Genomic DNA, 26969 nt, shown 5'->3' with positions numbered 1-26969 from the left:
AATGCAGAGCAGTCTCGAGCGACGTCCAGAGATCCGGAAGGGGTCGAGTCCGAGCCGCAATTCGGCGGCTTCGTGCTCGCGCAAAAGCCTGCCATCAGAAGTGCAACTCGGGCACCAAGTCTTCGCCGTCGGTTCACACAGTGCATGGCCGCCGATACTCCGCTCGACGACGAGGACATACGGCTGGTGTCAGGTGAGTTCGAGGGCCCGGGCGAGGACGGGCCACGATTCGTGCAGGGCGTCCTGCCAGTAGCCCCACGAATGTGTGCCGGTGTCCCGGAAGTTCACGGTCGCGGGGATGCCGAGGGTGTCGAGCCGGTCGACCAGCCGGTGCGTGCAGTAGTTCGTCGCCGCCTCGATGACGCCGCCGATCACGATCTGGTCCGGGAGCGGGGGCGCCGCGGCGGGGCGGACGGCGTCGAGGGCCTCGTACGGTCCGGGCAGTCCGCTGGCGTTGGAGATGTACAGCTCGAGCCCGCGGAGTTTGTCCGCGTTGACGTAGGGGTCGTGTGCGGTCCAGGCCGGGTCGTCGGTGGGGCCCCACATGTTCTCGGTGTTGCCGCCGCCCACCACCTCGACCACGAGCCGGACCAGGTTCTGCCCGATCGGGTCGCTGGTCATCGCACAACCGCTGTACGACGCGACACCCCGGTACAGGCCCGGTGCCTGGACCGCGAGGTCGATCACCGAGCCGGCCGACATCGACAGTCCGCCGATCGCGTTCACCCTGTTGGCGCCGAGCGCGGTGTCCAGCACCGGCGGCAGTTCCTCGGTGAGGAACGTCTGCCACTGGTTGCGCCCGAGGACGGGGTCGTCGTTCCGCCAGTCGGTGTAATAGCTGATGTAGCCGCCGACGGGGATCACGACGTTCGCGTTCTTGTCGGCGAAGAAGTCGACGATGTCGGTCTGCCGAATCCAGTTGGCGCCGTCCTCACCGGCTCCGGCCCCGTTCAGCAGATACAGCGTGGGACGCGGAACGCTGGTGTCGGCGGGGCGCAGCACCTGCAGTTCCACGACCTCGTTCATCGACGGCGAGTACACGAAGACGTTCCAGCGCCGATCGTCGATCTTCTCGATCCGGTCGAGGCTGCCGGACGCGCTCGGCGCCACCACCGCACCGCCGTCGGCGGGCTCGGCCATCGCTACCGGGCCGGGCAGGCCCAGGAGCAACGCTGCGGCCACGGTGGCCACGCCCGCGGTGAACAGTCTCATCGGTCGATCTCCATTCTCGAAACGTGATTCGCGCCGTCGGTGAGGTAGTCGGCGAGCAGCGGGCCGATCACCCGGACCGCGGCCGGTTCGGTGATCTGCCAATGATTCGACTGAACCGGGTGATTCGTGATCCGCCCGTTCACCCAGGGACGCCAGGTGCCGACCGCTCGCCGCAGCGTCGGGTCGTCGTGCGCCGCCGTGAAGAACAGCACGTCCCCGTCGAACAATCCCGGCCGGTAGTCGCGCATGAGGCCCGCGTTGTGGTGCGCGGCCGCGGTCAGGCGGCGCACGTGCTCGGGGCTCAGGGCCGACAGCACTGAGGCCGTGTCCTCGCCGTCCCCGGGTGCCGGCTGTTCGGTGATCTCCTGCGACTGCTGCGTTTCCGCGAAGCTGTCGAGCATCACCAGTGAGCCGACCGCGTGTCCGGACTGCTGCAGTTGCACCGCCATCGCGTGGGCGATGACGCCGCCGATCGACCAGCCGGCCAGATCGTAGGGACCGTCCGGCTGGATCCTCCGCACCTCGGCGAGGTACCGGGCGGCGAGTTCCTCGATCGAGCCGGGCAGCACCTCCCCGGCGACGGCCGGGGTCTGGATGCCGAAGACGGGCCGGTCGTTGTCGATGTGCTCGGCGAATCCCGTGTAGCACCAAGACAGTCCGCTGATCGGGTGAATCCAGAACATCGGCGTACCCGCGCCGTCGGCCCGGATCGGGAAGACCACGTCGAGGGCGGTGTCCGCGGTGTCGCCGTCGGCCGCGTCCATGCGCGCGGCGATCGCGGCCGGTGTCGGTTCGGTCATCAGCCACTGCAGCGACACGGTCACGTCGCTGCTTGCCCGCAGACGGCTCATCGCCCGCATCGCGGACAGCGACGTGCCACCGAGGTCGAAGAAGTTGTCGTCGGCGCCGACCCGGTCGACCCCGAGGACCGCGGCGAAGACCGTCGCGATCGCGCTCTCGTGCCCCTCGGCAGGCCGACGGTATTCGGCGGCAACGAAATCGGGGCGGGGCAGCGCATCCACGTCGAGCTTCCCGGTGGGCGTGAGCGGGACGGAATCGATGCACACCACCGCCGACGGCACCATGTGCGTCGGGAGGAACTCGGACACGAACGCTCGAATCCGCGCGGGATCCGGGGCGGATCCCGCGGCGGGGACCACATACGACACGAGCACGGTGTCGCCGGACGGGCCGCGGCGGCCGAGCGTGATCGCGTAGTCGACGTCGGGGTGTTCCAGTACGGCGGCATCGATTTCGCCGAGTTCGATGCGATAGCCCCGGACCTTGACCTGGTGATCCGAGCGGCCGAAGTACTCCAATTCTCCCGCCGCGGTCCAGCGGACGACGTCGCCGGTGCGATACATGCGGTCGCCGGGTGCGCCGTTGGGGTTGGCGACGAACCGTTCGGCGGTGAGGCCGTACCGGGCGTGATAGCCGCGGGCCAGTGCCGGTCCCGCGACGTACAGTTCGCCGGAAACCCCGGAGGGGACGGGACGCAGCCGCGCGTCGAGGACCATGACCTCGAATCCACGCACCGGGTGCCCGATGGTGATCGGCTGCCCGGCTGCGAGGTCGCCGACGGTGGAGATGTCGGTGGCCTCGGTGGGTCCGTAGCCGTTGAGCATGGTTCGTCCGGGTTGCCAGCGGGCCACCAGTTCGGGGGTGCATGCTTCGCCACCGACGCCGAGTACCCGCAGCTCCTCCAACCCCGCAGGGTCGATCGACGACAGCATGGCCGGGGTGATCAGCGCGTGCGTCACGTGCTCGCCGCGGACGAAGGCCGCCAGTTCCTCCCCGCCGATCACGCTCGGTGGGGTGATCACCAGAGTCGCTGCGGCGGAGAGGGCGGACATCATCTCGCCCACCGCCATGTCGAAGCTGGGCGACGTGTTGTGCAGGAACCGGGACGACGGGTCGACGCGGTAGTGCTCGCGACGTTCGGTCGCGAGGTTCGCCAGCCCGCCGTGGGTGACCACGACACCCTTGGGTCGCCCGGTGGAGCCCGACGTGTAGATCATGTACGCCGGATTCTCGACGCGCACGGGCCGCGCGCGTTCCGCATCGGTCACCGGGGTGGCCGGCGCGGCTTCGAGTGCGCCCGCGAGTTCGTCGAGGACGAGCCAGGACACGCTGTCCGGCAAGGCGTCCTGCTCCCCGGCGACGGTGATGCCGAGGTGGGCGCCGGAGTCGAACAGCATGTGGTCGATGCGGTCCATCGGGTAGGTGGGATCGACCGGGAGGTACGCGGCGCCGGTCTTGGCCACCGCCCACACCGACAGCACCGATTCCACCGACCGCGACAACGCGACCGCGACAAACGTTTCGGGTCCCACGCCCTGCGCGAGCAGAAGCCGGGCCAGACGGTTCGACCAGGCGTCCGCGTCGCGGTACGTCCAGTCACGACCCTGCCAGGACAGCGCGATCCCGTCCGGCGCGGAAGTCGTGGCGGCGTCGATGATCCCGGCGAGTGTGGCCGGCGCTGCGGTCGGCAGACCACGGACTGGGGCGAGGGCAGTGCGTTCCTCGGGGTCGAGGATCTCGATCCCGCCGATCGGTGCGGCGGGGTCGGCGACCAGCGCGGTGAGCACCTTCAGCAGCCGTGCGCGGAGCGCGGTCACGTACGTCGCGTCGAACACGTCGGTGCGATACCTCAGCGTGAACCGCAACCCGTTCTCGGCGAACACCGTGAGGGTGAGCGGGTAGTGGGTGGCTTCCTCGCCGGACACCCCGAGGACGGTCATGCCGTCGATCGACGTCACCTCGGCCAGCGCCGCGGTGTCCACGGGATACGACTCGAACACCGTCAGAGTGTCGAACAGCGCACCGCTGCCGGTGGTCTGCTGCACGTCGCTCAGGCCGAGATAGTGGTGATCGAGCAGGGTCGCCTGTTCCCGCTGCACCCGGATCAGGAGGCCGGCCGCCGACTCGTCCGGGTCGACCCGCACCCGCACGGGCAGGGTGTTGATGAACAGGCCGACCATCGACTCGACGCCCTCGAGCTCCGCCGGCCGCCCCGACACCGTCGCCCCGAACACGACGTCGTCGCGGCCGAGCATGCGGGACAGCAGGATTCCCCACGCGGCCTGCACCAGCGTGTTGAGGGTGACACCGAGTTCCGCGCCGAGCGCGGTCAGCTGCGCGGAGAGGCCGGGTCCGGCGTCCGCGTCCACCGCGGCCACCTCTGCGGGTCCGGGTAGTCCGGGACCGTCGGAGGCGACGAGCGTCGGCTGCTCGACGCCGGTCAGCGCCTCGGCCCACACCTGCCGGGACGCGGCGCGGTCGCGCGACGCCAGCCACGACAGGAACGCGCGGTACGACGGCACCCGCGGCAACACGGACGCGTCACCCCGGGTGGCGTACAGGACCAGGAGTTCCTTCAGCAGCAGCGGCATGGACCAGCCGTCGACGAGGATGTGATGCAGGGTGACGGCGAGCGCGTGGTGCCCGTCGCCGTCGTCGATCAGCGTGAACCGCAGGAGCGGGGGCGACGCGAGGTCGAATCGGCGTTCGCGGTCGGCGGCGAGCGCCTCGTCCCGCGCAGCCAACCGGGCGGCCTCGTCCATAGCCCCGAGATCGATGGTGCGCCACGGAATCTGCACGCGGTCGAGGACCACCTGGACGAGCTCGCCGGTGCTCGCGCCGACGAACGCGGTGCGCAGGTTCGGGTGCCGGTCGAGCAGCGCGGAGATCGCCGCACGCATCCGGTCGGCGTCCACGACGCCGCCGAGTTCGAGCACCGTCTGCGTCGTGTAGACGTCCACCGTGTCCCGCGCGAGCTGTGCGTGGAACGCGAGCCCGTGCTGCAACGGCGACAGCGACCAGACGTCGGACAGCGCCTCGAACTGCTCTTCCCACAGTTCCAGGTCGCGCTGCCCCACCAGGACGAGGGGTACGTCCGACGGGGTGAGCCCGCCCGCGGTCCCGCTGTCCACGTGCGCGGCGACCGCGGTGAGCGCGCGCGTCCACAGGTCGGCCAGTTCCCGGACGTCCGTATCCGAGAGCAGTTCCCGGGGATACGAGAACGTGGCGGTCAGCCGGGATTCACCGTCCACGCCGGTGACGATCGCATTGACGTCGAGAACGGCGGCGGCGGGCATGTCGTCGTTGCCGGCGCCCCGGAGGTCGTCGATGTCCGTGGCGGGGGTCCAGCCCAGGTGCGCGAACTCCTCCGGGATGTCGGCCTCGGAGACCCGGCCCAGGTAGTTGAAGCTGATCTGAGGGGTCGGGAGTTGCTGCAGCGCGGCGGCGGTCTCGGAGTTGAGATGGCGCAGCAGCCCGTAGCCCAGTCCGCGGGCGGGCACCGCGAGCAGGTCCTCCTTGACGGCCTTGACGGCACGGGAGGTGTCGGCCGTCCCCGCCAGGGCGGCGTCGACGTCGATGCCGCCGAGGTCGAGACGGACCGGATACACGCTGGTGAACCACCCGACCGTGCGGGAGAGATCGGCGCCGGGCGCCGCCTGCTCCTCGCGTCCGTGGCCCTCGAGTTGCAGGAGCAGCGACGGCTCCTCGATGCCCCGGCGTCGTCGCCAGGCGCTCACGGCCAGGGCGAACGCGGCGATCAGCCCGTCGCCCACACCGCCGCGGAAGGCAGCCGGAACGGAGGTCACGAGTGATCGCGTCACGGACGCGTCGAGTTCGACGCGCACGTGATCGACCGTCGCCAGGACGTCGAGGGCCGGATCGAACGGCCGGGTTCCGAGCGTCGGATCGGGACCGTCGAGAATCCGCTGCCAGAGAGGCAGTTCCGCAACACGTTCCGTGCTGCGTGCATCCTCGGTGAGGGCGTGCGCCCATCGCCGCATCGACGTGCCGACCGGCGGGAGCGTCGCGGCCCCACCGGACGAGATCTGCGCCCAGGCGGCGATCAGATCCGGAATCAGGATGCGCCAGGACACGCCGTCGACCACGAGATGATGGGCGGCGACGATCAGACGGCCACTGCGTCCCGGTGTGCCCACCGGATCGAGCCAGACGCACTGCAACATGATGCCGGCCCGCGGATTCAGGCGGCCCAGCGCCGAATCCAGTTCCCGGCGTGCCGGTTCCGTCGGATCGACACGCGGATCCCAGTCGATCCGGTGCACGAGGGAGGCGACGTCGACGGCGCCTGCCGGTGCCACTTCGAGCGCGTCGCCGCCGACGAGACGGGCACGCAGCATGTCGTGGTGATCGATCACGGCGGACAGGGTCGCGAGCAGACCCACCCGGTCGATGCCCACCGGCAATTCCAGCGCGACCGACTGCGAGTAGCGGTCGAGGGTGCCCCCGCGCTCGGTGACCAGACGCATCACCGGGGTGAGCGGAAGCGGGCCGACACCCCCACCCGGAAGTTCCTCGAGCACGCCGGGTTCGGTGTCGTTGGCCCGCGCCGCGACCAGTGCGAGAGCGGCAACGGTCTTGTGCTCGAACACGTCCCGGGGCGAGATGATCAGCCCGTGCGCCTTCGCCCTCGACGCCAGCTGGATCGACGCGATGCTGTCGCCGCCCAGGCCGAAGAACGAATCGTCGACGCCGACCGTCGGGACGCCGAGGAGTTCGGCGAACACGGCCGCCAGGACCTTCTCGGTGTCGGTGACCGGCGCCCGGAACCGTGCGGACGCGGTGACGAACACGGGCTCCGGCAGCGCCGCGCGGTCGAGCTTCCCGTTCACCGTCACCGGCAGCGCCTCGATCACCACGTAGGCGTCCGGGATCATCGGCGCCGGCAGAGCATCCTCGAGGTGGCGGCGGATCGTATCCGTGTCGACTGCGTGACCGGCTGCGGGCACGAGGTAGGCGGCGAGACGCTGACCCGACGGGGTGTCGTGGACGACGACCGCCGCCTGGCCGACCGTGTCGTGCCGGGACGCCGCCGACTCGATCTCCCCCAGCTCGATCCGGTTGCCGCGGATCTTCACCTGGCTGTCGCCGCGGCCGAAGTACTCGAGTCCGTGTGTTCCGGTCCAGCGGACGACGTCGCCGGTGCGGTACATGCGGTCGCCGGGTGCGCCGTAGGGGTTGGCGACGAACCGTTCGGCGGTGAGGCCGTGCCGGGCGTGGTAGCCGCGGGCCAGTGCCGGTCCCGCGACGTACAGCTCGCCGGGCACGCCTGCGGGGACGGGGTGCAGCCGGGTGTCGAGGACCATGATCTCGAAGCCGCGCACCGGGTGCCCGATCGTGACGGGTGCACCGGATACGAGGTCGCCGACCGTGGAGATGTCGGTGGCCTCGGTGGGCCCGTAGCCGTTGAGCATGGTGCGTCCGGGTTGCCAACGGGCCACCAGTTCGGGGGTGCACGCTTCGCCACCGACACCGAGCACCCGCAACTGCGGGTGCCCGTCGGGATCCATCGTGGCCAGCACCGCCGGGGTGATCAGAGCATGGGTGACCCGCTGACGATCCAGGAGGCCGGACAGTTCGTCGCCGCCCACGATCTCGGTCGGTGTGATCACCAGCGTGGCGCCGGCGCTCAGTGCCGACACCATCTCGCCGACGGCCATGTCGAAGCTCGGCGACGCCTTGTGCAGGAACCGGGACGACTGTTCGATACGGTAGTGCTCGCGGCGTTCGGCGGCGAGGTTCGCGATGCCGCCGTGGGTGACGACGACGCCCTTGGGCAGACCCGTCGAGCCCGACGTGTAGATCATGTACGCCGGATTCTCGACGCGGGCCGGGCGGATCCGGTCCCTGTCGGTGATCGGTTCGGAGCTCGCGGACTCGTGCCGGGCGGTCACGTCGGCGGTGTCGAGGGTCAGCCAGACAACGGTGTCCGGCAACGCGGCCCGCTCACCGGACAGCGTGACACCGAGGGTGGCGCCCGAGTCGGTGAGGATGTGCGCGATGCGATCCGCCGGGTACGTCGGATCCACCGGCACGTACGCGGCACCGGTCTTGGCGACCGCCCACACGGACAGCACCGATTCGAGCGAACGCGGGAGGGCAAGGGCCACGAACGTTTCCGGGCCCACACCGTGCGCGAGCAGCACCCAGGCCAGCCGCGTGGACCACTCGTCCGCCTCGCGGTACGTGTACTCCCGGCCGTTCCAGCTCAGCGCGGACGACTCCGGATCGGTCCGGACGGCGGCGTCGATCAGGCCGACGAGGGTGGCCGGGGGCGCCGACGGCACACCTCGAACGGGGACCGCGGCCCACTCGGCCGGATCGAGGAGGTCGATGTCGCCGACGACCGCGCCAGGGTCGGACACGGCGGCGTCGAGGACACGGACGAACCGCCGGGCGAAGTCCTCCGCGGTCGTGCGGTCGAAGAGGTCGGTGGCGAAGCGCAACGCGCCCGACAATCCGGCCGGCGACTCGCCCTCGGAAACGACCAACGCGAGGTCGAACTGGGCGGTGTCCGCCTCGAACGGAACGGGTTCCACGGTCACACCCGGCAATTCGAATCGCGTGACGCCGCGATGCTCGAATGACAGCGCCACCTGGAACAGCGGTGTGTGGGCCTGCGTGCGGGCGGGGGCCAGGACGTCGACGAGCCGCTCGAACGGGATGTCCGCGTGCCCGTACGCGCCGAGGTCGGTGTCCCGCGCCCGTGTCAGGAGTTCGGTGAAGCTCTCGTGCGCCGCGACGTGCGTGCGCAGGACGAGGGTGTTGACGAACATCCCGACCAGGTCGTCCAGGTGCTGCTCGCCGCGACCCCCGACCGGGGTGCCGACGGCGATGTCGGACGTCGACGACAGCCGCGACAGCACGATCGCCAGCGCCGCGTGCAGCACCATGAACACGGTGGCGCCGTGATCGCGGGCCGTCTGCTCGAGTGCCACGGTGGTCGCCGCCGGAATGTCGAAGCGCACAGTGTCGCCGCGCTGCGTCGGCACGGCCGGGCGGGGACGATCGGTGGGCAGCTCCAGCAGGTCCGGGAGCCCGGACAGCGTTTCGGTCCAGTACCGGATCTGCTGTGCGGACAACGATTCCGGGTCGGTCTCGGAGCCGAGTGCCGCATGCTGCCAGATCGCGAAATCGGCGTACTGCATCGGCAGCGGTGACCAGTCCGGCGCCCGGCCCGCACTTCGGGCGGTGTAGGCGACCATGACGTCGCGGGCGAGCGGGCCCATGGACACGGCGTCGCCGCTGATGTGGTGCACGACGATCACGAGCACGTATTCATCGACGGCGGTGCGCAGAAGCCTTCCCCGGATGGGGATTCCCGCGGTCACGTCGAAGCCGCCGTGCAGGGTGCGGCGAACCTCGTCCGGAAGTTCGTCGGCGGTCACGTCGACCGGGGTGAGATCGAGGTCGACCCGGTCTGCGGGCAGGATCACCTGCACGGGGCCGTCCCCGTCGTCGGGGAACACGGTACGCAGCGACTCGTGACGCTCCAGCACGTCGTGGACGGCGGTGTCGAGGGCCGCGACGTTCAGGATTCCGGTCAGCCGGATGGCGAGCGGAAGGTTGTAGGCGGCCGACTCGGGATCGAAGCGGTTGAGGAACCACATCCGGTTCTGTGCCGGCGACAGCGGGATTCGCTCGGGACGCGGGGCCGCCTCGAGTGCCGTCCCGCCACCCGTGCCGGCGAGCCCGGCGACGCGGGCGGCGAGTGCTTCGACGGTGGGGTTTTCGAAGAGTTCGCGGACGGGGATGCGGGTGTCGAGGGCGCGGCCGAGTCGGGCTGCGACCTGGGTGGCGATGAGGGAGTTGCCGCCGAGGGCGAAGAAGTCGTCGTCGAGGCCGATGCGGTCGAGGTGGAGGACGTCGGCGAAGGTGTGAGCGACGGAGGTCTCGGCGGGGGTGGTCGGGGCCCGGAAGGTGCGGGTCTGGAATGTTGGTGTGGGTAGGGCTTTTCGGGCGAGTTTGCCGGAGGTGCCGAGGGGGAAGCTGTCGAGGACGAGGATAGTTTCGGGCAGCATGTAGGTCGGCAGTGTGTGCGCGATGTGGGTGCGCATTTCCTCGGTGTCGAGGTTCGTGCCGGTGGTGGGGACGACGTAGGCGGCGAGGTGGTCGCCGGTGGGGGTGGGGACGACGAGGACCGCGGCCTGCGACACGCCGGTGTGGGTGAGGAGGGCGGTTTCGATTTCGCCGAGTTCGATGCGTTGGCCGCGGAATTTGACCTGGAAGTCGGTGCGTCCGGTGTAATCCAACTCGCCGGTGGTGGTCCAGCGGACGAGGTCGCCGGTGCGGTACATCCGTTCGCCGGGTGCGCCGTGGGGGTCGGCGACGAAGCGGTCGGCGGTGAGGTCGACGCGGCCGTGGTAGCCGCGGGCGAGCTGGACGCCGGCGAGGTAGAGCTCGCCGGGGACTCCGGCGGGGACGGGGTGCAGCCGGGAGTCGAGGACGTAGACGCGGCTGTTCCATTCGGGGGTACCGATGGTGACGGCGCCGCCCTCGGGGGTGTCGGTGACGTCGGCGTAGGTGATGGAGACGGCGGCTTCGGTGGGCCCGTAGAGATTGTGGACCCGGGCGGTGGAGATGTCGGTGAAGTCGTGGACGGTGGCGGCGGGCAGGGCCTCCCCGATCACGAACACGTCTTGCAGGGACGTGATCTGCTGTGGATCCACGGACCCCGCGAACACGGAGAGCATGGACGGGACGAAGTCGGTTGCGGTGACGCCGTATCGGTCGATCAGCTCGGCGAGGTACTGCGGGTCGCGGTGCCCGTCCGGGGTCGCGACCACGAGGGTGGCACCGACCCGGAGCGGCAGGAAGAAGCCCCACAGCGACACGTCGAACGTCGTCGCCGTCTTCTGTAGGTACACGTCGCCGGCGCCCAGCGGATACTGGTTCGCCATCCACGCGATCTGGTTCACGATGGCGCGGTGGGTGACTGCGACGCCCTTCGGTTTGCCGGTGGAACCGGACGTGAAGATCACGTACGCCACACCGTCCGGGTGCACCGTCGAATTCGTCAGCGGCGCCGAGGAAACGCCGTCGACATCGAGGGTGTCGAGAAGGAGGACGGGCCTGTCGCTCGTGAAGGCGTCCCGGGTGGTGGTCAGGACGCAGGTCGGGTCGGCGGCGTCGAGGATGTAGCCGATGCGGTCGGTGGGGTGGTCCGGGTCGACGGGCACGTAGCCGCCGCCGGCGGTCAGGACGGCGTACATGCCGACGACCAGGTCGAGGGAGCGGCGCATGGCCAGGGCCACCAGCGATTCCGGTCCGACACCCTCGGAGATCAGGACCCGCGCGACCTGGTTGACCCGGTTCGCGAACTCCCGGTAGGTCAGCGATTCGCCCTCGAAGACGATCGCCGTTGCGTCCGGGGTCCGGCGAACCTGATCTGCGAAGGTGTCGAGCAGCAGGGCCTCGGGCAGCGGATGGACCGTCCGGTTGCGAATGTCGACCAGCTCGTCGTACTCACCCGAATCGAGCAACGACACATCACCGACCGTTGCGGATGGGTCGGCGGCCACGGCCCGCAGGATGCGCGTGAACTGTTCGGCGAACGTGGCGACGGTCGAGGCGTCGAACAGGTCGGTGGAGTAGGTGAACGACGCGTGGATACCGCCCTCGGCCTGCTCGGTGAGCGTCAGATGCAGATCGAACTCGGCGGTCTGCAGCTCTGCCGGGACGGTCGAGACCACGAGTCCCGGCAGGTCGAACGTGGCGGGGGCGAGATTGTGGAAGGACAGGGCCACCTGGAACAGCGGGTGCCGCCCCTGGGAGCGAACCGGATCGAGTACTTCCACCAGCCGCTCGAACGGCACGTCGGCATGCGAGAACGCACCGAGGTCGGTCTCGCGGGTGCGCTCCACCAGTTCCTCGAACGTGGCCGCCGGGTCGATCTGGGTCCGCAGGACCAGGGTGTTGACGAACATGCCCACGAGGTCGTCGAGGGCCTGCTCGCCGCGACCGGCGACTGGAGTCCCGACCGCGATGTCCGCCGTGTTCGACAACCGGCTCAGGAACAGTGCGTATGCGGCGTGCACGGTCATGAACAGGCTGGCGTCGCGGGCGGCCGCGAGTTCGCGCAGCAACCCGTGGGTGTGGGCGTCGACGGTGAACGTCAGTTCCCTGCCGCGGTGCGACTGCCGACGCGGGCGCGGCCGGTCGGTGGGCAGGGTGAGCTCGTCCGGAAGATCGGCGAGAGTGCGCGCCCAGTAGTCGGTCTGGCGAGACGCGAGCGACGTGGGGTCGTGCTCGTTGCCGAGCAGTTCGCGGTGCCAGAGGCTGTAGTCGCCGTACTGGACCGGGAGCGGCGACCACGCGGGCACGTCCTGCTGCGCGCGTGCGGTGTACGCGAGCATCACGTCGCGGGCCAGCGGCGCGAGCGAGAATCCGTCGGCGGCGATGTGATGGACCACCACGACGAGAACGTGCTCGTTCTCGGAGACCGCGAACAGACCGGCGCGCAGGGGCGATTCGGCGGTGAGGTCGAATCCCGTGGCCGCGAACTCCAGGGCCCGCTGCAACGCTTCGCTCTCGCTCACGTCGAGCACGGTCAGGCTGGGGAGCGCCGATTCGGTGGCGAGCAGGACCTGGTGCGGACCGGTGGGTGAGTCGGGGTAGATCGTGCGCAGCGCCTCGTGCCGTTCGAGGACGTCGCCGAGAGCTGTCCGCAGCGCGGAGACGTCGAGCGTTCCGGTCAGGCGGAGGGCGAGCGGCAGGTTGTCGACGGCGGAGGCCGGGTCGAACCGGTTGAGGAACCACACCCGCGCCTGCGCCGGGGACAGCGGAATTCGATCGGGTCTCGGACGTGCCTCGAGGACCGGACGGTCGGACTGTCCGGCGGCGTCCACGGCGGCGGCCAGTGCCGCGACGGTGGGTGCGTCGAACAGCGACCGCACGGACAGGGACGTGCCCGTGGCCGCGCGCAGGCGGGCGATCACCTGTGTGGCGGACAGGGAGTTGCCGCCGATCTCGAAGAAGCTGTCGTCGGCGCCCACCCGCTCGACATCGAGAACATCCGTGAACACCTGCGCGACCAGTAGTTCGGACGCGGTCGACGGCGCCCGGAACTCCGTCCGCGCCGCGAACGTCGGGGCGGGCAGCGCCGGGCGGTCGATCTTGCCGGCCGGGGTGAGTGGAATGGCGTCGAGCACGGTGACGGTCGCCGGCACGAGCGCGCGGGGCAGGACTTCGACCGCCGCCGCCAGGATGCCGGAGACGTCGGGGCTGGTGCCCGGCGCGGGCACGACGTAGCCGACGAGTTGATCGCCGAGCCGAGGGTGGTGGTGGACGGACGCTGCCGCGGCGACCACATCGGGATGCCGGGACAGCGCGGCCTCGACCTCGCCGAGTTCGAGGCGCAGGCCCCGCAGTTTCACCTGGGAGTCGGCGCGGCCCACATACGTGAGCTGCCCGTCGGTGCGCAGCCGCACCAGGTCGCCGGTCCGGTACATCCGGGATCCTTGGGATCCAAAGGGATTGGCGACGAACCGTTCCGACGTCAGGCCGAGCCGGGCGTGGTAGCCGCGGGCGAGGCCGGGGCCGGACAGATACAGCTCACCCGTGACACCGCGCGGCACGGGCCGCAGCCGGGAGTCGAGGACGAGTGCCTGTGTGCCGTCGAGCGGGCTGCCGATGGTGATGTCGTCGACCGGGGTGAGCGGTTCACCGATGGTGACGACGATGGTGGTCTCGGTCGGTCCGTAGCTGTTGAAGAAGCGACGACCCGGGGCGAACTGTTCGACCAGTTGCGGCGGGCACACCTCGCCCCCGACGACGACGGTGCGCAGGTCGTCGAGTTCACGGGCGTCGACGGTGCTCAGTGCCGCCGGGGCGGTGAGCACGTGGGTGATGCGCTGGTCGCGGAGCAGGGCGGTGAGGTCTTCGCCGCCGACCACGGACGGCGGTGCGATCACGAGGGTGGCCCCGGCGCTGAACGCCTGGATCATCTCGAACACGGAGGCGTCGAAACTCGCCGATGACAACCGGAGCACGCGGGACTGCGCCGTGGTGCCCAGTTCCGGGCGCGCCTCCGCCGTGAACGCACTCAGCCCCGTGTGGGTGACCGTGACGCCCTTCGGTGTTCCGGTGGAGCCGGACGTGTAGATCAGGTACGCCGGGTGTGCCAGGCGCAGCGGCGTCGTGCGGTCGCGGTCGGTGACCGGCGCGGCCGACGCGACGAGTGCGGAGTCGTCCAGCAACAGCCACTCGGCGCCGGTGGGCAGCACCGCCGCGGTGGCGGTGTCGGTCAACCCCAGCGTCGCACCCGAGTCGGCGAGCATGTGCTCGATGCGTTCGCGCGGGTAGCTCGGATCGACGGGCACGAACGCGGCGCCCGTCTTGGCCACGGCCCACACGGCGAGTGCGGCCCGCGCCGTCCGCGGAAGTGCCAGCGCCACCACCGTTTCCGGCCCGACGCCGTGCGAGATGAGCACGCGCGCCCACTGGTTCGACTGCGCGTCGAGGTCGGCGTAGGAGAGTTCGCCCTCCTCCGAGACGAGTGCGATCCCGCCGTGTTCGGCTCCGCGAGCGAAGATGTCCGGCAACGCCCGCGCGGCCACGGCGGAGGGTGCGGGCAGCACGGTCAGTGTGGCGCGTTCGGCGGCGTCCAGCAGGTCCAGGTCGCCGACCGCGCGCCCAGGTTCGGTGATCGCGACCCGCAGGATCCGCTCGAAGCGGACGGAGAACGAGTCGATCGTGGCGCGGTCGAAGAGATCGGTGGCGAAGATCCACGACGCCGCCATCCCCGTGCCGTCGGGACGGAGGGTCAACTGCAGATCGAACTTCGCGGGCACCACACCGAGATCCATGGCGGACACGGACAACCCGGGCAGGGCGAGCTGGTCTACGGTCTGGTCCTCGAGCGACAGCGCCACCTGGAAGATCGGCGAATACGCCTGCGAGCGAGCCGGTTGCAGCAGATCGATCAGCCGCTCGAACGGCAGGTCGGCGTTGTCGTACGCCGCGAGATCGGTCTCCCGGACATGTCCCAGCACCTCGGCGAACGAGTGCGCCGGATCGATGTGGGTGCGCAGCGCGAGTGTCCCCACGAACATGCCCACCAGATCGTCGAGCGCCTGCTCGCCGCGGCCCGCGACGGGAGTGCCCACCACCACGTCCGTGGTGGCGGCGAGGCGCGCGAGGAGGGTGGCGAGGGCCGCGTGCGCCACCATGAACAGGGTGGCGCCGTGGCTGCGTCCGAATGCGGTGGCCTGCTCGACGAGTGCGCTGTCGAGGCGGAACGTCGCGACCTCCCCGCGCAGCGACGCCACGGCCGGGCGTCGCCGGTCGGTGGGAAGTTCGAGCAGCTCCGGGGCACCGCGCAACTGCTGACGCCAGTACGCGGCCTGACGCGCTGCGACACTGCGGTCATCCGTCTCGTCGCCGAGAAGCTGCCGCTGCCACACGCTGTAGTCGGCGTACTGGACCGCGAGCGGTGACCATTCCGGTTCCCGGTGCCCGGCGCGTGCGGTGTACGCCAGCATCAGGTCGCGGGCGAGCGGCCCCATCGACGCACCGTCCGCGCTGATGTGGTGCACCACCACGACGAGGACGTGTTCGTCCGGTGACAGTCGGAATATGCTGCTGCGCAACGGGACCGCCGTCGTCACGTCGAATCCGGTCGACAGCTCGGCGGTCAGCAGTGCGAACAGCTGGTCTTCGTCCTCGGCCAGGCGCGGTTCGAGATCCACGACGAGGTCGCCCAGGGGAACGATCCGCTGGTACGGACCGTCGGCCGACTCGGGGTACACGGTCCGCAGCGCCTCGTGGCGCTCCAGGACGTCCCGCAGTGCCGCATCGAGGGCGGCGGTGTCCAGGTCGCCGGACAGGCGCAGCACGAGCGGGATGCTGTAGGCCACCGACTCGGGGTCGTAGCGGTTGAGGATCCACATCCGGGACTGCGCCGCGGACAGCGGAATACGATCCGGCCGTGCGATGCCGGCGAGCACCGGGCGGTCCCCGCGCTCGGCCGTGTCGATCACCGCGGCGAGGGCGGCGACGCCGGGCGCCTCGAAGATCACCCGCACTGCCAGCGACGTGCCCGCCGACTCGTTGACCCGGCCGATCACCCGGGTGGCACTCAGCGAGTTGCCGCCGAGGTCGAAGAAATCGTCTTCGGCTCCCACCATCTCGGCACCGAGCACGTCGGTGTAGGCGGCCGCGATCAGCCGTTCGGTGTCGGTGCGCGGGGCCACGTACGCGCGAACCGCGAAGACGGGTTCCGGCAGGGCCGTGCGATCCACCTTGCCTGCCGGGGTCAGCGGAACCCGGTCGAGCACCATCACGGTGGACGGCACCATGTAGCCGGGCAGGAGGCCGGCGGCGTGCGCCGTCACCTCGACCGGGTCGACAGCAGATCCGCCGGCGGGCAGTACGTAGGTCACCAGTGCCGTCGCGTCGTTTCGGACGGCTACCGCGGTGGTGACCGCGAATTCGACGCTCGGGTGCGCCGCGACCGCGGCATCGATCTCGCCGAGTTCGATGCGGAAGCCGCGGATCTTCACCTGGAAATCGGCGCGGCCGAGGTACTCCAGTTCACCGTTCGGGGTGTATCGCACCAGATCGCCGGTGCGGTACAGGCGCCCGGGGGCGTACGGGTTCGCCACGAAACGCTCGGCGGTGAGCGCGGGACGGTCGTGGTAGCCGCGGGCCAGCGCGGGCCCCGCCAGACAGAGTTCACCCACGACACCGTCGGGAACGGGGTGCAACCGCGAATCCAGTACCAGCGCAGTGGTTCCCCGGATCGGGGCGCCGATCCGCACCGGGTCGCCCGCCGTCATCGGACCCGACAGGGTTGCCATGATCGTCGACTCGGTGGGCCCGTACGCGTTGAACATCCGGCGGCCGGGTGCCCACTTCTCCACCAGAGACGCATCGCAGGCGTCGCCGCCCACCACGACGGTTCCGAGTTCCGGCAGCAAGTTCGGGTCGAGGGTGGCGAGCGCGGCGGGAGTGACGAAGGCGTGGGTCACCCGCCGGTCGCGGATCCGGGATGCGAGGTCCTCCCCGCCGTACACAGCGGTCGGCACGATCACGAGCGTCGCGCCTGCGGCGAACGCCATCAGCAGTTCGAGAATCGACGCGTCGAAACTCGGTGATGCGAAATGCAGCGTCCGGCTGAGCGGGTCGAGTGCGTATCGCTCCACCTGCTCGGCTGCGAAACTGTCGAGGCCGGCGTGGGTGATGCTGACGCCCTTGGGGATTCCGGTCGAACCCGACGTGTAGATGAGGTAGGCGGGGTGTTCGGCACGCAACGGCAGCGTCCGGTCGGCGTCGGTGATCGGATCGGCCGACGCGCCCGCACCCAGTTCCGGGTCGTCCACGACGAGCCAGTCGGTGGTTCCGGGCAGGGTCGCCGCGGCGTGAGAGTCGGTCAGGCCCAGCGCCGCGCGGGAGTCGGTCAGCATGTGCTCGATGCGATCCGTGGGGTAGTCCGGGTCGACGGGCACGAACGCGGCACCGGTCTTGGCCACCGCCCACACCGCGGACACGGACAGCGCGGAGCGGGTGAGCGCCACCGCGACCACCGTTTCTGGGCCCGCGCCCCGCGCAAGAAGAACCCGGGCGAGGCGATTCGAGCGGGCATCGAGTTCCGCGTAGGACAGTTCCCCGTCCTCGGTGACCAGCGCCGTGCCGCCCACAGCGGCACCGTCGGCGAGAATCTCTGGAAGCGTGCGACTTCCGGGGTTCCGGATGTCGGTGCGGGTGACGAGAGCGGCGCGTTCGGTGTCGTCGAGAAGGTCGATGTCACCGACCGCGAGGGCGGGTTCCGACACCGCGGCGGCGAGAATCCGGACGAGCCTGCGCCCGAACGCCTCGACGGTCGCGCGGTCGAACAGGTCGGTTGCGAACGTCCACCTGCCCCGGGCGCCGGACCCGTCCGCGTTCTCCGTCACCGACAGTTGCAGGTCGAACTTGGCGACGGCCTCGTCGAGCGGAAGAGCCGCGACGGTCAGTCCGGGGAGGTCGATGCTCGGCGGCGCGACGTCGTCGATCGACAGCACCACCTGGAACAGCGGGTGATGGGCGGTCGAGCGGGCCGGGCTCGCGATCTCCACCAGCCGCTCGAACGGGATGTCGGCGTGCGCGTAGGCGGCGAGGTCGGTGTCGCGGGTCTGCTCGACAAGCGCGCCGAACGTCAGCGCCGGGTCGACCTGTGTGCGCAAGACCAGGGTGTTGACGAACATGCCGACCACGTCGTCGAGTTCGGCCTCCCCGCGGCCGCTGACCGGCGTGCCGACGGCGAGGTCGGTGCTACCGGACAGCCGGGACAGCAACACGGACAGGGCGGTGTGCAGCACCATGAACGGGGTCGCCCGCACGGATCGGGCGAGTGCGGTGACCGCGCCGTACGTCTCGGGGTCGAGGGCGAAGTCGACGGTGTCACCGCGGTGCGACGCGACGTGCGGTCGCGGACGGTCGGTGGGGAGTTCGATCCGTTCCGGCAACCCGGCGAGGGTGTTCGTCCAATAGTCGATCTGTCGGGCGGCGAGCGATCCGGCGTCGCCCTCGTCGCCGAGGACGTCGAGCTTCCACAGGGCGTAGTCGGAATATTGCATGGGCAGCGGTGGCTGCTCGGGTGCGGTGCCCGCCGCGCGGGCGACATACGCGGACATGACGTCCCGGGCCAGGGGTCCCATCGACCAGCCGTCGGCGCTGATGTGGTGGGTCACCAGAACCAGCACGTGCTCGTCCGGCGTGACGCGGAGCAGGGCCACGCGCAGCGGAACGTTCGCCGTCACGTCGAAGCCACGGGTCACGAGGTCTTCGACGGCGAACGGAAGTTCCTGCTCCGTGGTCGGGGCCGGCGCCAGGTCAGCGGTGGTCCTGTCGAGCACCACCTGGTGCGGTCCGTCGGCGGAATCGGGGTAGACGGTGCGCAGGACCTCGTGACGCGCGATGACGTCGCCGACGGCCGCGCCGAGCGCGTCGACGTCGAGCTCTCCGGTGAGCCGCAGCGCGGCGGCGATGTTGTAGGCGCCGGACGTCGTGTCGAAACGGTTGAGGAACCACATCCGGTACTGCGCCGGAGACAACGGCAGCCGCGACGGGCGCCTGCCGGCGACGAGGGCGGGACGGGTGTGCCCGGGATCCGCGGTCGACGCCGCCGCGAGAGCGCGGACGGTGGGAGCATCGAACAACTCCCGAACACCGAGCGCGGAACCCAGTTCGGCGTTGATCCGGGCGACCGCCCGGGTGGCGGTCAACGAGTTGCCGCCGAGGTCGAAGTAGTTGTCGGTGGCGCCGACGTCCGTGACGCCGAGGACGTCGGCGAAGATCCGGGCGACGGCGATCTCCGCGGCCGTCGCCGGCGGTTCGAATGTGGCGGTCGCGAGTGCGGGCTCGGGCAGTGCCCGGCGATCGAGTTTGCCGTTGGGACCCAGGGGCAGCGCGTCGAGGAGGACGAACGCCGACGGCACCATGTAGGAGGGCAACTCCGCAGCCGCGTGAGCGGACAGCCGCTCGGGGTCCGCGGTGCTTCCGGACCGGAGAGCGACGTAGCCGATGAGCCGTTCGGCAGAACCTTCCCCGCGCACCAGGACGGCCGCCTGCGCCACGTCGGGATGGTTCAGGAGTACGGCCTCGATCTCGCCGAGTTCGAGTCGCTGTCCACGCAGCTTCACCTGGAAGTCGGTGCGGCCCAAATACTCCAGCTCCCCGCCGTCGGTCCAGCGCACCAGGTCGCCGGTCCGGTACAGGCGGGCACCGCCTGCGGAGAACGGATCGGCCACGAACCGGTCGGATGTCAGGTCGGGGCGGCCCACGTACCCGCGGGCGAGTTGGGTGCCGGCCAGATACAGTTCGCCGGGAGCACCGACGGGCACCGGGCGGAGCCGGGAGTCGAGTACGTACACCCGGGTGTTCCACACCGGCGCACCGATCGGCACCGGACCGGTCGCGGACGGATCGGTGCGGTGGAACGTCACGTCCACCGCGGCCTCGGTCGGCCCGTACAGGTTGTGCAACGCGGCACCGAACTGGCGGTGGAAGCGCGTGACGGTGGTCCGCGGGAGCGCCTCACCGCTGGCGAAGACCTGCCGCACGCTCGTGCAGAGCGCGGTGTCGGCGTGTTCGAGGAACACGTCGAGCATGGAGGGGACGAAGTGCAGCGTCGTGACACCCTCGTCGTGGATCAGCCGGGACAGGTAGTGCGGGTCCCGGTGCCCGTCGTGCTCGGCGATCACGGTGCGGGCACCGGTCAGCAACGGCCAGAACAATTCCCACACGGACACGTCGAACGTGGCCGGGGTCTTGTGGAGCACCACGTCGTGCGCTTCGAGGGGGTAGCTGTCCTGCATCCACAGCAGCCGGTTGACGATCGCGGCGTGCGACACTGCCACACCCTTCGGGCGTCCCGTCGAACCCGACGTATAGATCACGTACGCGGGGTGGCCGGGGCGCAGCGGCGCGAGACGCTCCGCGTCGGACAGCGGTGTCGTCGCGACGGTGGACAGGTCGAGCCGGTCCACCCGCACCGTGCGCAGGCCGTCGGGGACGACCCCGGTGTCGGCCGCGGTCGCGAGCACCAGCGCAGGGCGGGCGCTGCCGAGTACGTGGGCGATGCGCGCCTGCGGATGCCCGGGGTCGACGGGCAGGTAGGCCCCGCCCGCGCGAACGACGGCGTGGAGGGCGACGAGCTGGTCGAGCGACCGGCGCAGCGTGACGGCCACGATGGATTCGGGGCCCACTCCCTGCGAGATCAGATGGCGGGCCAGGGCGTTCGCGCGGGCATTGAATTCGGCGTACGACAGCGAATCCTGCTCGAACGTCACCGCCGCCGCGTCGGGTGTGCGGAGCGCGGCGGCGCCCAGGAGATCGACGAGGGTGACGGCGTCGATCGAGCGTTCGGTCGCGTTCCACGCGTGCAGGGTAAGGGCACGTTCGGCGTCCCCGAGCAGATCGACGGCGCCGACCGGGGTGTGCGGCCGGGTCATCGCCGTGAGCACCCGCGCGAATCGATCCGAGACCCGGTGGGCGTCGTCCGCGCCGAATGTGTCGGCCGAGTACTCCAGCGTGAGACGCAGTTCCGGCTCCAGCACCGTGACGAGCGCGAGGGGGTAGTGCGTGGCGTCGGTGACGTCGATTCCGCGGATCCGCAGTCCGTCGATGTCGGTGTCGGGGTCCAGGGCCGAGCGGTCGACGGGGTACGACTCGAACACGGTGAGCGTGTCGAACACGCTGCCCGGACCGGCGACCGACTGGATCTCGGTGAGACCGACGTGGTGCCGGTCGAGGAGCCGCACCTGCTCGACCTGCAGCCGGCGCAGGAGGGACGACACGGGTTCGTCCGGATCGAGGCGCAGACGGACGGGAACGGTGTTGATGAACAACCCGAGCGTCTCCTCGACGCCGGGGAGGTCGGCCGGACGTCCGGAGACGGTGGCGCCGAACACCACGTCGTCACGGGACAGCAATCCGCCCAGCAGGATTCCCCACGCTGCCTGAATCACCGTGTTGACGGTCACGCCGTGCTCGCGGGCGATGCGGACTAGCTGTTCGGCCACCTCAGCAGTGACCGGGATGTCGACGTCCCGGGGAGTCGACCCCTGGCCCGTGTGCTGCGGGGCGAGGACGGTCGGTTCGGTGGCTCCCTCGAGGGCGGCGGCCCAGTCGTCGAGCGCGCCGGCGCGGTCCTGTCCGGCGAGCCACGACAGATACCGGCGGTAGGGGCGCGCGGGTGCCGCGATCGGCGCGTCCGACGCGTACAGCAGCAGGAAGTCCTTGACGAACAGCGGCATCGACCAGCCGTCGAACAGGATGTGGTGGTTGGTGATCACCAGCGTCGACCGGTCGCCGGAATGTGCCAGCACGAATCGCAGGAGCGGTGGTGCCGCCATGTCGAACCGCGTCGCGCGCTCGGCGGCGACGAGTTCGTCCAATCCGCCGGACCCCTGCACGTGGATCTCGCGCCACGGCACGGTCACCGAATCGAGGACCAACTGGGCTGGGACGCCGTCGGTGTCGTAGACGAACGCGGTCCGCAGCGCCGCGTGCCGATCCAGCAGGCGCTGCGCCGCGCGGTGCAACCGGCTCGCGTCGACGTCGCCACCGAGGTCCAGCACGATCTGCGCGGTGTACACGTCCACCGCGCCGGCCGAGAGCCCGGCGTGGAACAGCAGACCCGCCTGCAGCGGCGACAGCGACCAGATGTCGTCGAGCGGGCCGTAACTGTTCTCCCACAGCTCGATCCGCTCCTGGTCCACGGACACCAGCGGAACGTCGGACGGGGTCAGTCCGGCGGGCCCCGCACCCCGCACGTACGAAGCCAGCGCCTCGAGCGCCGTCCGCCACAGTTCCGCCAACCGCTCGACGTCGGACGCGGTGAGCACCCCGGACGGGAAGTCGAACGTAGCGGACAGCCGGCCGTCGTCGCCGACCGACGCATTGATGTCGAGGACGAAGGCGGTCGACAGTCCGGCGCCGCTGAACGCGTTGACGTCGATCCGGGTGGCGTCGGGAATCCACCCGTTCTCGCGCACCGCGTCCGGGAGGTCGCCCGCGCCGACGCGTCCGAGGTAGTTGAAGCTGACCTGCGGCGAGGGCAGGGAGTTCAGGATCTCGGCACTGTCGTCGCGGAGGTGGCGTAGAAGCCCGAAACCGGTGCCGTTCCCGGGAATACGACGCAGCTGCTCCTTGACCGTCTTCACGGCCCGCCCGCCGGCAGGCCCGCCGGCCAGTGCATCCGCGATATCGAGCGCGCCCAGTGCGATCCGGGCCGGGTAGGCGGTGGTGAACCAGCCGACGGTGCGCGACAGGTCGGCGCCGGGCACGAGGGTCTCGTCGCGGCCGTGGCCCTCGAGGGACAGCAGTAGCGTGCGGTCGCCGCCCCACGCGGCGAACGCGAGACCGAGTGCCGTCACGAGGCCGTCGGTCACGCTCCCGCGGAACGCGGTCGGCAGGGTCGTGAGGAGGTCGGCGGTGGCGTCGGGTCCGATCTCGGCGGACACCCGGCCGGTGGTCGCGCCGGTGTCGACGGCGGGATCGAGCGGACGGGAACCGAGTGCCGGAACCGGGCCGTCGAGAATGGACCGCCAGACGTCGAGTTCGTCGAGCACCGAGTCGGTTTCGGCCGCCTCGACGAGGGCATGGGCCCAACGGCGGGCCGACGTCGCGACGGGCGGAAGTTCGGGGGCACGGTCGGCGGCCACCTGCGCCCAGGCCGTCGCAAAGTCCGGCACGAGGATCCGCCACGACACGCCGTCGACCACTAGGTGATGGGCCACCACCAGGAGTACGCCGCGCGCATCGACGGGGTCGATCCACACCAACTGCAGCATCACACCCGCGGCCGTGTCGAGACGGTCTGCCGCGGCCCGGCACTCGGCGTCGAGTACCGCGTCGAACCGTGCGTTGCCCGGAACGCAATCGGTACGTACGTATGTGACGGCGCTGTCGGCGCTCACGGATCCGGCCGGCTCGACCATCAGTTCCCGGCCGTCCGCCGAGAGGTGGGAGCGCAACGCGTCGTGGTGGTCGAGGATCGCGGCGACGGTCCGGTGCAGCCGCGGCAGGTCGACGTCGGCAGGCGCCGTCAGCGTCACGGCCTGATAGAAGGCATCGAGGTTGGTACGGTTGCCGCGGCTGCGACCGAGGACATCGCGGCCGATCGGCGTGAGGGGCAGGACGCCTACTCCCCCGCCGGGCAGCTCGGGCAGACGCGACTTCTGCGCCGCCGCGAGGTCGACCGCGACCTCGGCGAGGCCGGCAACGGTCTTGCGTTCGAACACGTCCCGCGGGGTGAACACCACACCGGCGGCCTTGGCCCGCGACACCAGCTGGATCGCGACGATGCTGTCGCCGCCGAGCGCGAAGAAGGAATCGTCGACGCCCACGGCCTCGACGTGCAGCACCTCGGCCACCGCGTCGGCGACGATCTGCTCGATCGGCGTCGACGGTGCGCGGAACGGCGTTGCGGTGATGTCGAATTCGGGTGCGGGCAGTGCGTTGCGGTCCACCTTGCCCGCCGGTGTCAGCGGAATGGTGTCGAGCGGCACCGTCAGCGACGGCACCATGTGCGCCGGGAGGAATTCACCGGCGAACGCGGCCAGCGCGGCGGGATCGAAACGGTGATCCGGCCGGATTCGCACGTACGACACCAGCACCGGCGTGCCACCGTCACGTTCGTGCACGGCGGACACGGCGAAGTCCACCGACTCGTGTGCCGACAGCACCGCGTCGATCTCGCCGAGTTCGATGCGCAGTCCCCGCAGTTGCACCTGGAAGTCGCTGCGCCCCACGTACTCGAGCACGGGACTGTCGCCGCGGCTCCATCGCACGAGGTCGCCGGTGCGGTACAGGCGGTCGCCCGTGGCCGCGGGGAACGGGTCGGCGACGAAACGGGACGCCGTCAGACCCGATCGGCCGTGATACCCCTCGGCGAGTCCGGGGCCGCCGAGATACAGCTCTCCCGTCACTCCGCGCGGCACCGGCCGCAGCCAGCGGTCCAGGACGAGTGCGCGTGCACCCTGCATCGGACCGCCGATGGTGATCGCCGCGGGGTCGGTCTGCGGACCCGTCATGGTGATGACGATCGTCGACTCGGTGGGGCCGTAGCTGTTGTACAGGCGGCAGCGGCCGCCGAAACGCTCGACGAGATCCGGCGGGCACACGTCGCCGCCGACGACCACGGCCTCGAGCGAGTCGAGACCGGTGGCGTCCACGGTGCCCAGAACCGCGGGCGCACTGATGATGTGGGTGACCTGCTGCGCTCGGAGCAGTGCCGCGAGGTCGTCGCCGCCGTAGACGTCGGCAGGTGCGATCACCATCGCCGCGCCCGCACTGAACGCCTGCACCATCTCGAACACGGACGCGTCGAAGCTCGACGAGGAGAAGCGCAGCACCCGCGAGTGGCGGGTCACACCAAGTTCGGGCCGGGCCGACGCGGCGAACGTGGCCAGTCCGGTGTGCGTGACCACCACACCCTTCGGCGTACCCGTGGAGCCGGACGTGTAGATCATGTACGCCGGATGCTGCGGCATCAGCTTTGCCGGACGGTCGGCGTCCGTCACCGGCGCGACCGCCATGTGCGCGCACGCCGATGCCAGGGCGGGGTCGTCGAGGGCGAGCCAGTCGACGTCGGTTCCCGCGAGCACGTCGCGGTGCGCCGTCGCCGTCAGCCCCAGGGTCACCCCGGAATCGGACAGCATGTGCGCGATGCGCTCGGCCGGGTAGGCCGGGTCGACGGGGACGAAGGCGGCGCCCGACTTCGCCGCGGCCCACACCGCCACCACGGAGTCGACGGACCGGGTGAACGACACGGCCACGAAGTGGCCCGGGCCCACCCCGCGGTCCAGCAGCAGCCGTGCGAGCGCGGTGCTGCGCTCGTCGAGTTCGCGGTAGCCGATCGTGCTGTCGCCGAGGATCAGCGCCGTGCCGTCCGGGTTCGCGCGGACACCCGCCGCGAACAGGTCGGCCAGCAGTGCCGGGCCGGGTGCCTGCGGGCCGGCCGCGGGCACGAGTTGGGCGTGCTCGTGCGCGGTCAGCACGTCCAGGGCGGCGACCTTTGCGCCCGGGTCCGCGTCGGCGTCGGCGAACCGGGCCAGCAGGTCGAGGAAGCGCGCGTGGTGTTCGGCGAGCTCCCCGTCGCCGTACAGGGCCGGGTTCGCCTCGAAATCGATGCGCGACGAACTCCCCGCGACACTCGGGTAGAGGTTGACGGAGAGGTCCTCGACGGGTCCCGTCGACAGCACGTGGAACTGCCCGGTGAGCTCGCCGAGGGTGATCTCGGAGTGGAAGTTCATGATGTTGATCGCGAGCCCGAAGAAGCCCCGCTGATCCCGGGCGGCGCCGGCGTCGCGCCGGATGTCCTCGCTGCGGTACCGCTGGTGCCGGAGCGCGCCGGTGAGTTCGAGCTGGACGGCGGAGACCAGCGCGGCGACCGTCGTGTCCGGGGTGATCGACACCCGCAGCGGCACCACGTTGGACACCATGCCGCCCGACCGGCGCAGCACCGCGTTGGTGCGGGCCGACACGGGCAGGCTGAGAACGACGTCGTCGGAACCCGTCATCCGGGCGACGAACGCGGCGGTCGCCGCCACGGCGACGGCGGCGAAGGCGGAGTCGAGACGCTCGACGGCCCCGTCCACCGCCCGGGCGATGCCGGTGGGCACCGGCCCGCCGTGCCATCGCGACCGGGCCTGCGCCGGTGCACTGCGGCCCGCGAGCCCGGTCGGCGCGGGAAGGTCCCGGGAGCGGGTGGCCCAGTAGTCGCGGTCGGAGAGGAACCGGGACGAACCGCGGTACACGTCCTCGGCGGCCGAGACGTCCCGGAGGTCGCCTGCCACCGACACCGCGGGTTCCACGCCCCGGACCTCGGCGGTGTACAGCTCGGCGGCGCGGTTCATGAACTTCATCGCGCCGTACCCGTCGAGCGCGATGTGGTGGATGCGGCAGTACCAGAGGTGGTGGTGCTCGCCGATCTGCAGCGTGGCGCCGCGGATCAGCCGGTCCGAGAGCAGGTCGAGCGGGGCGGTGTAGTCGGCGCGCATCCAGCGCAGGGCGGCGGCGTGGGGGTCCGGCTCGGTCCGGAAGTCGTGATGCTCCACCCCGTCGTCGAGGGTGAAGTCGACCGTCTGGAGCGGCTCGCCGTCGACCTCGACGATGCGGAGCATGCCGCTGCCGATCTCGCGGGCAGCGGCCTGACCTGCACGTCGCAGGGCGTCGACATTCAGTTCGCCCTCGATGTCGACGTATTGCGCGATCGTGATCGGCACGTCGCCCATGAGGTGCTGGGCGAACCAGATCCCGCGCTGAGCGGCGGTCAGTGCGAAGGGGCGCGCAGCGTCGTCGCTGCCACTGGTCTCGGTGCGGGCGGGGCTACCAGCCGCGAATTCTGCCGGTTCCAAGGGTCGTTCTCTTATCTGCTGGGAGCAGCGGGTGACGACTCGTGCTCCGGGGACCGACTACGGAAAAGCTCTAGTTAGGTTTGGGTAACCTATGGA

General features: G+C 70.6%; 2 protein-coding genes. Both read right to left on the bottom strand.

All coding sequences use genetic code 11. From position 1 onward, the window contains the following. Positions 1 to 189: 189 nt before the first annotated feature. On the bottom strand, positions 190 to 1212 hold the full coding sequence (locus tag JWS14_RS18505) for an alpha/beta hydrolase (RefSeq protein WP_206014024.1): 1023 nt from the start codon (positions 1210 to 1212) through the stop codon (positions 190 to 192). After that, positions 1209 to 26873, bottom strand: a complete 25665-nt coding sequence (locus JWS14_RS18500) for a non-ribosomal peptide synthase/polyketide synthase (protein WP_206014023.1) — start codon at positions 26871 to 26873, stop codon at positions 1209 to 1211. Before JWS14_RS18500 ends, JWS14_RS18505 begins: the two co-directional genes overlap by 4 nt. Between the last annotated feature and the right edge of the window lie 96 nt (positions 26874 to 26969).

Source organism: Rhodococcus koreensis (assembly GCF_017068375.1).
In the GTDB taxonomy this organism is placed as follows: domain Bacteria; phylum Actinomycetota; class Actinomycetes; order Mycobacteriales; family Mycobacteriaceae; genus Rhodococcus_F; species Rhodococcus_F koreensis.
Note: the sequence above shows the minus strand (reverse complement) of the source record. Positions and strands in the feature narration are given on the sequence as shown.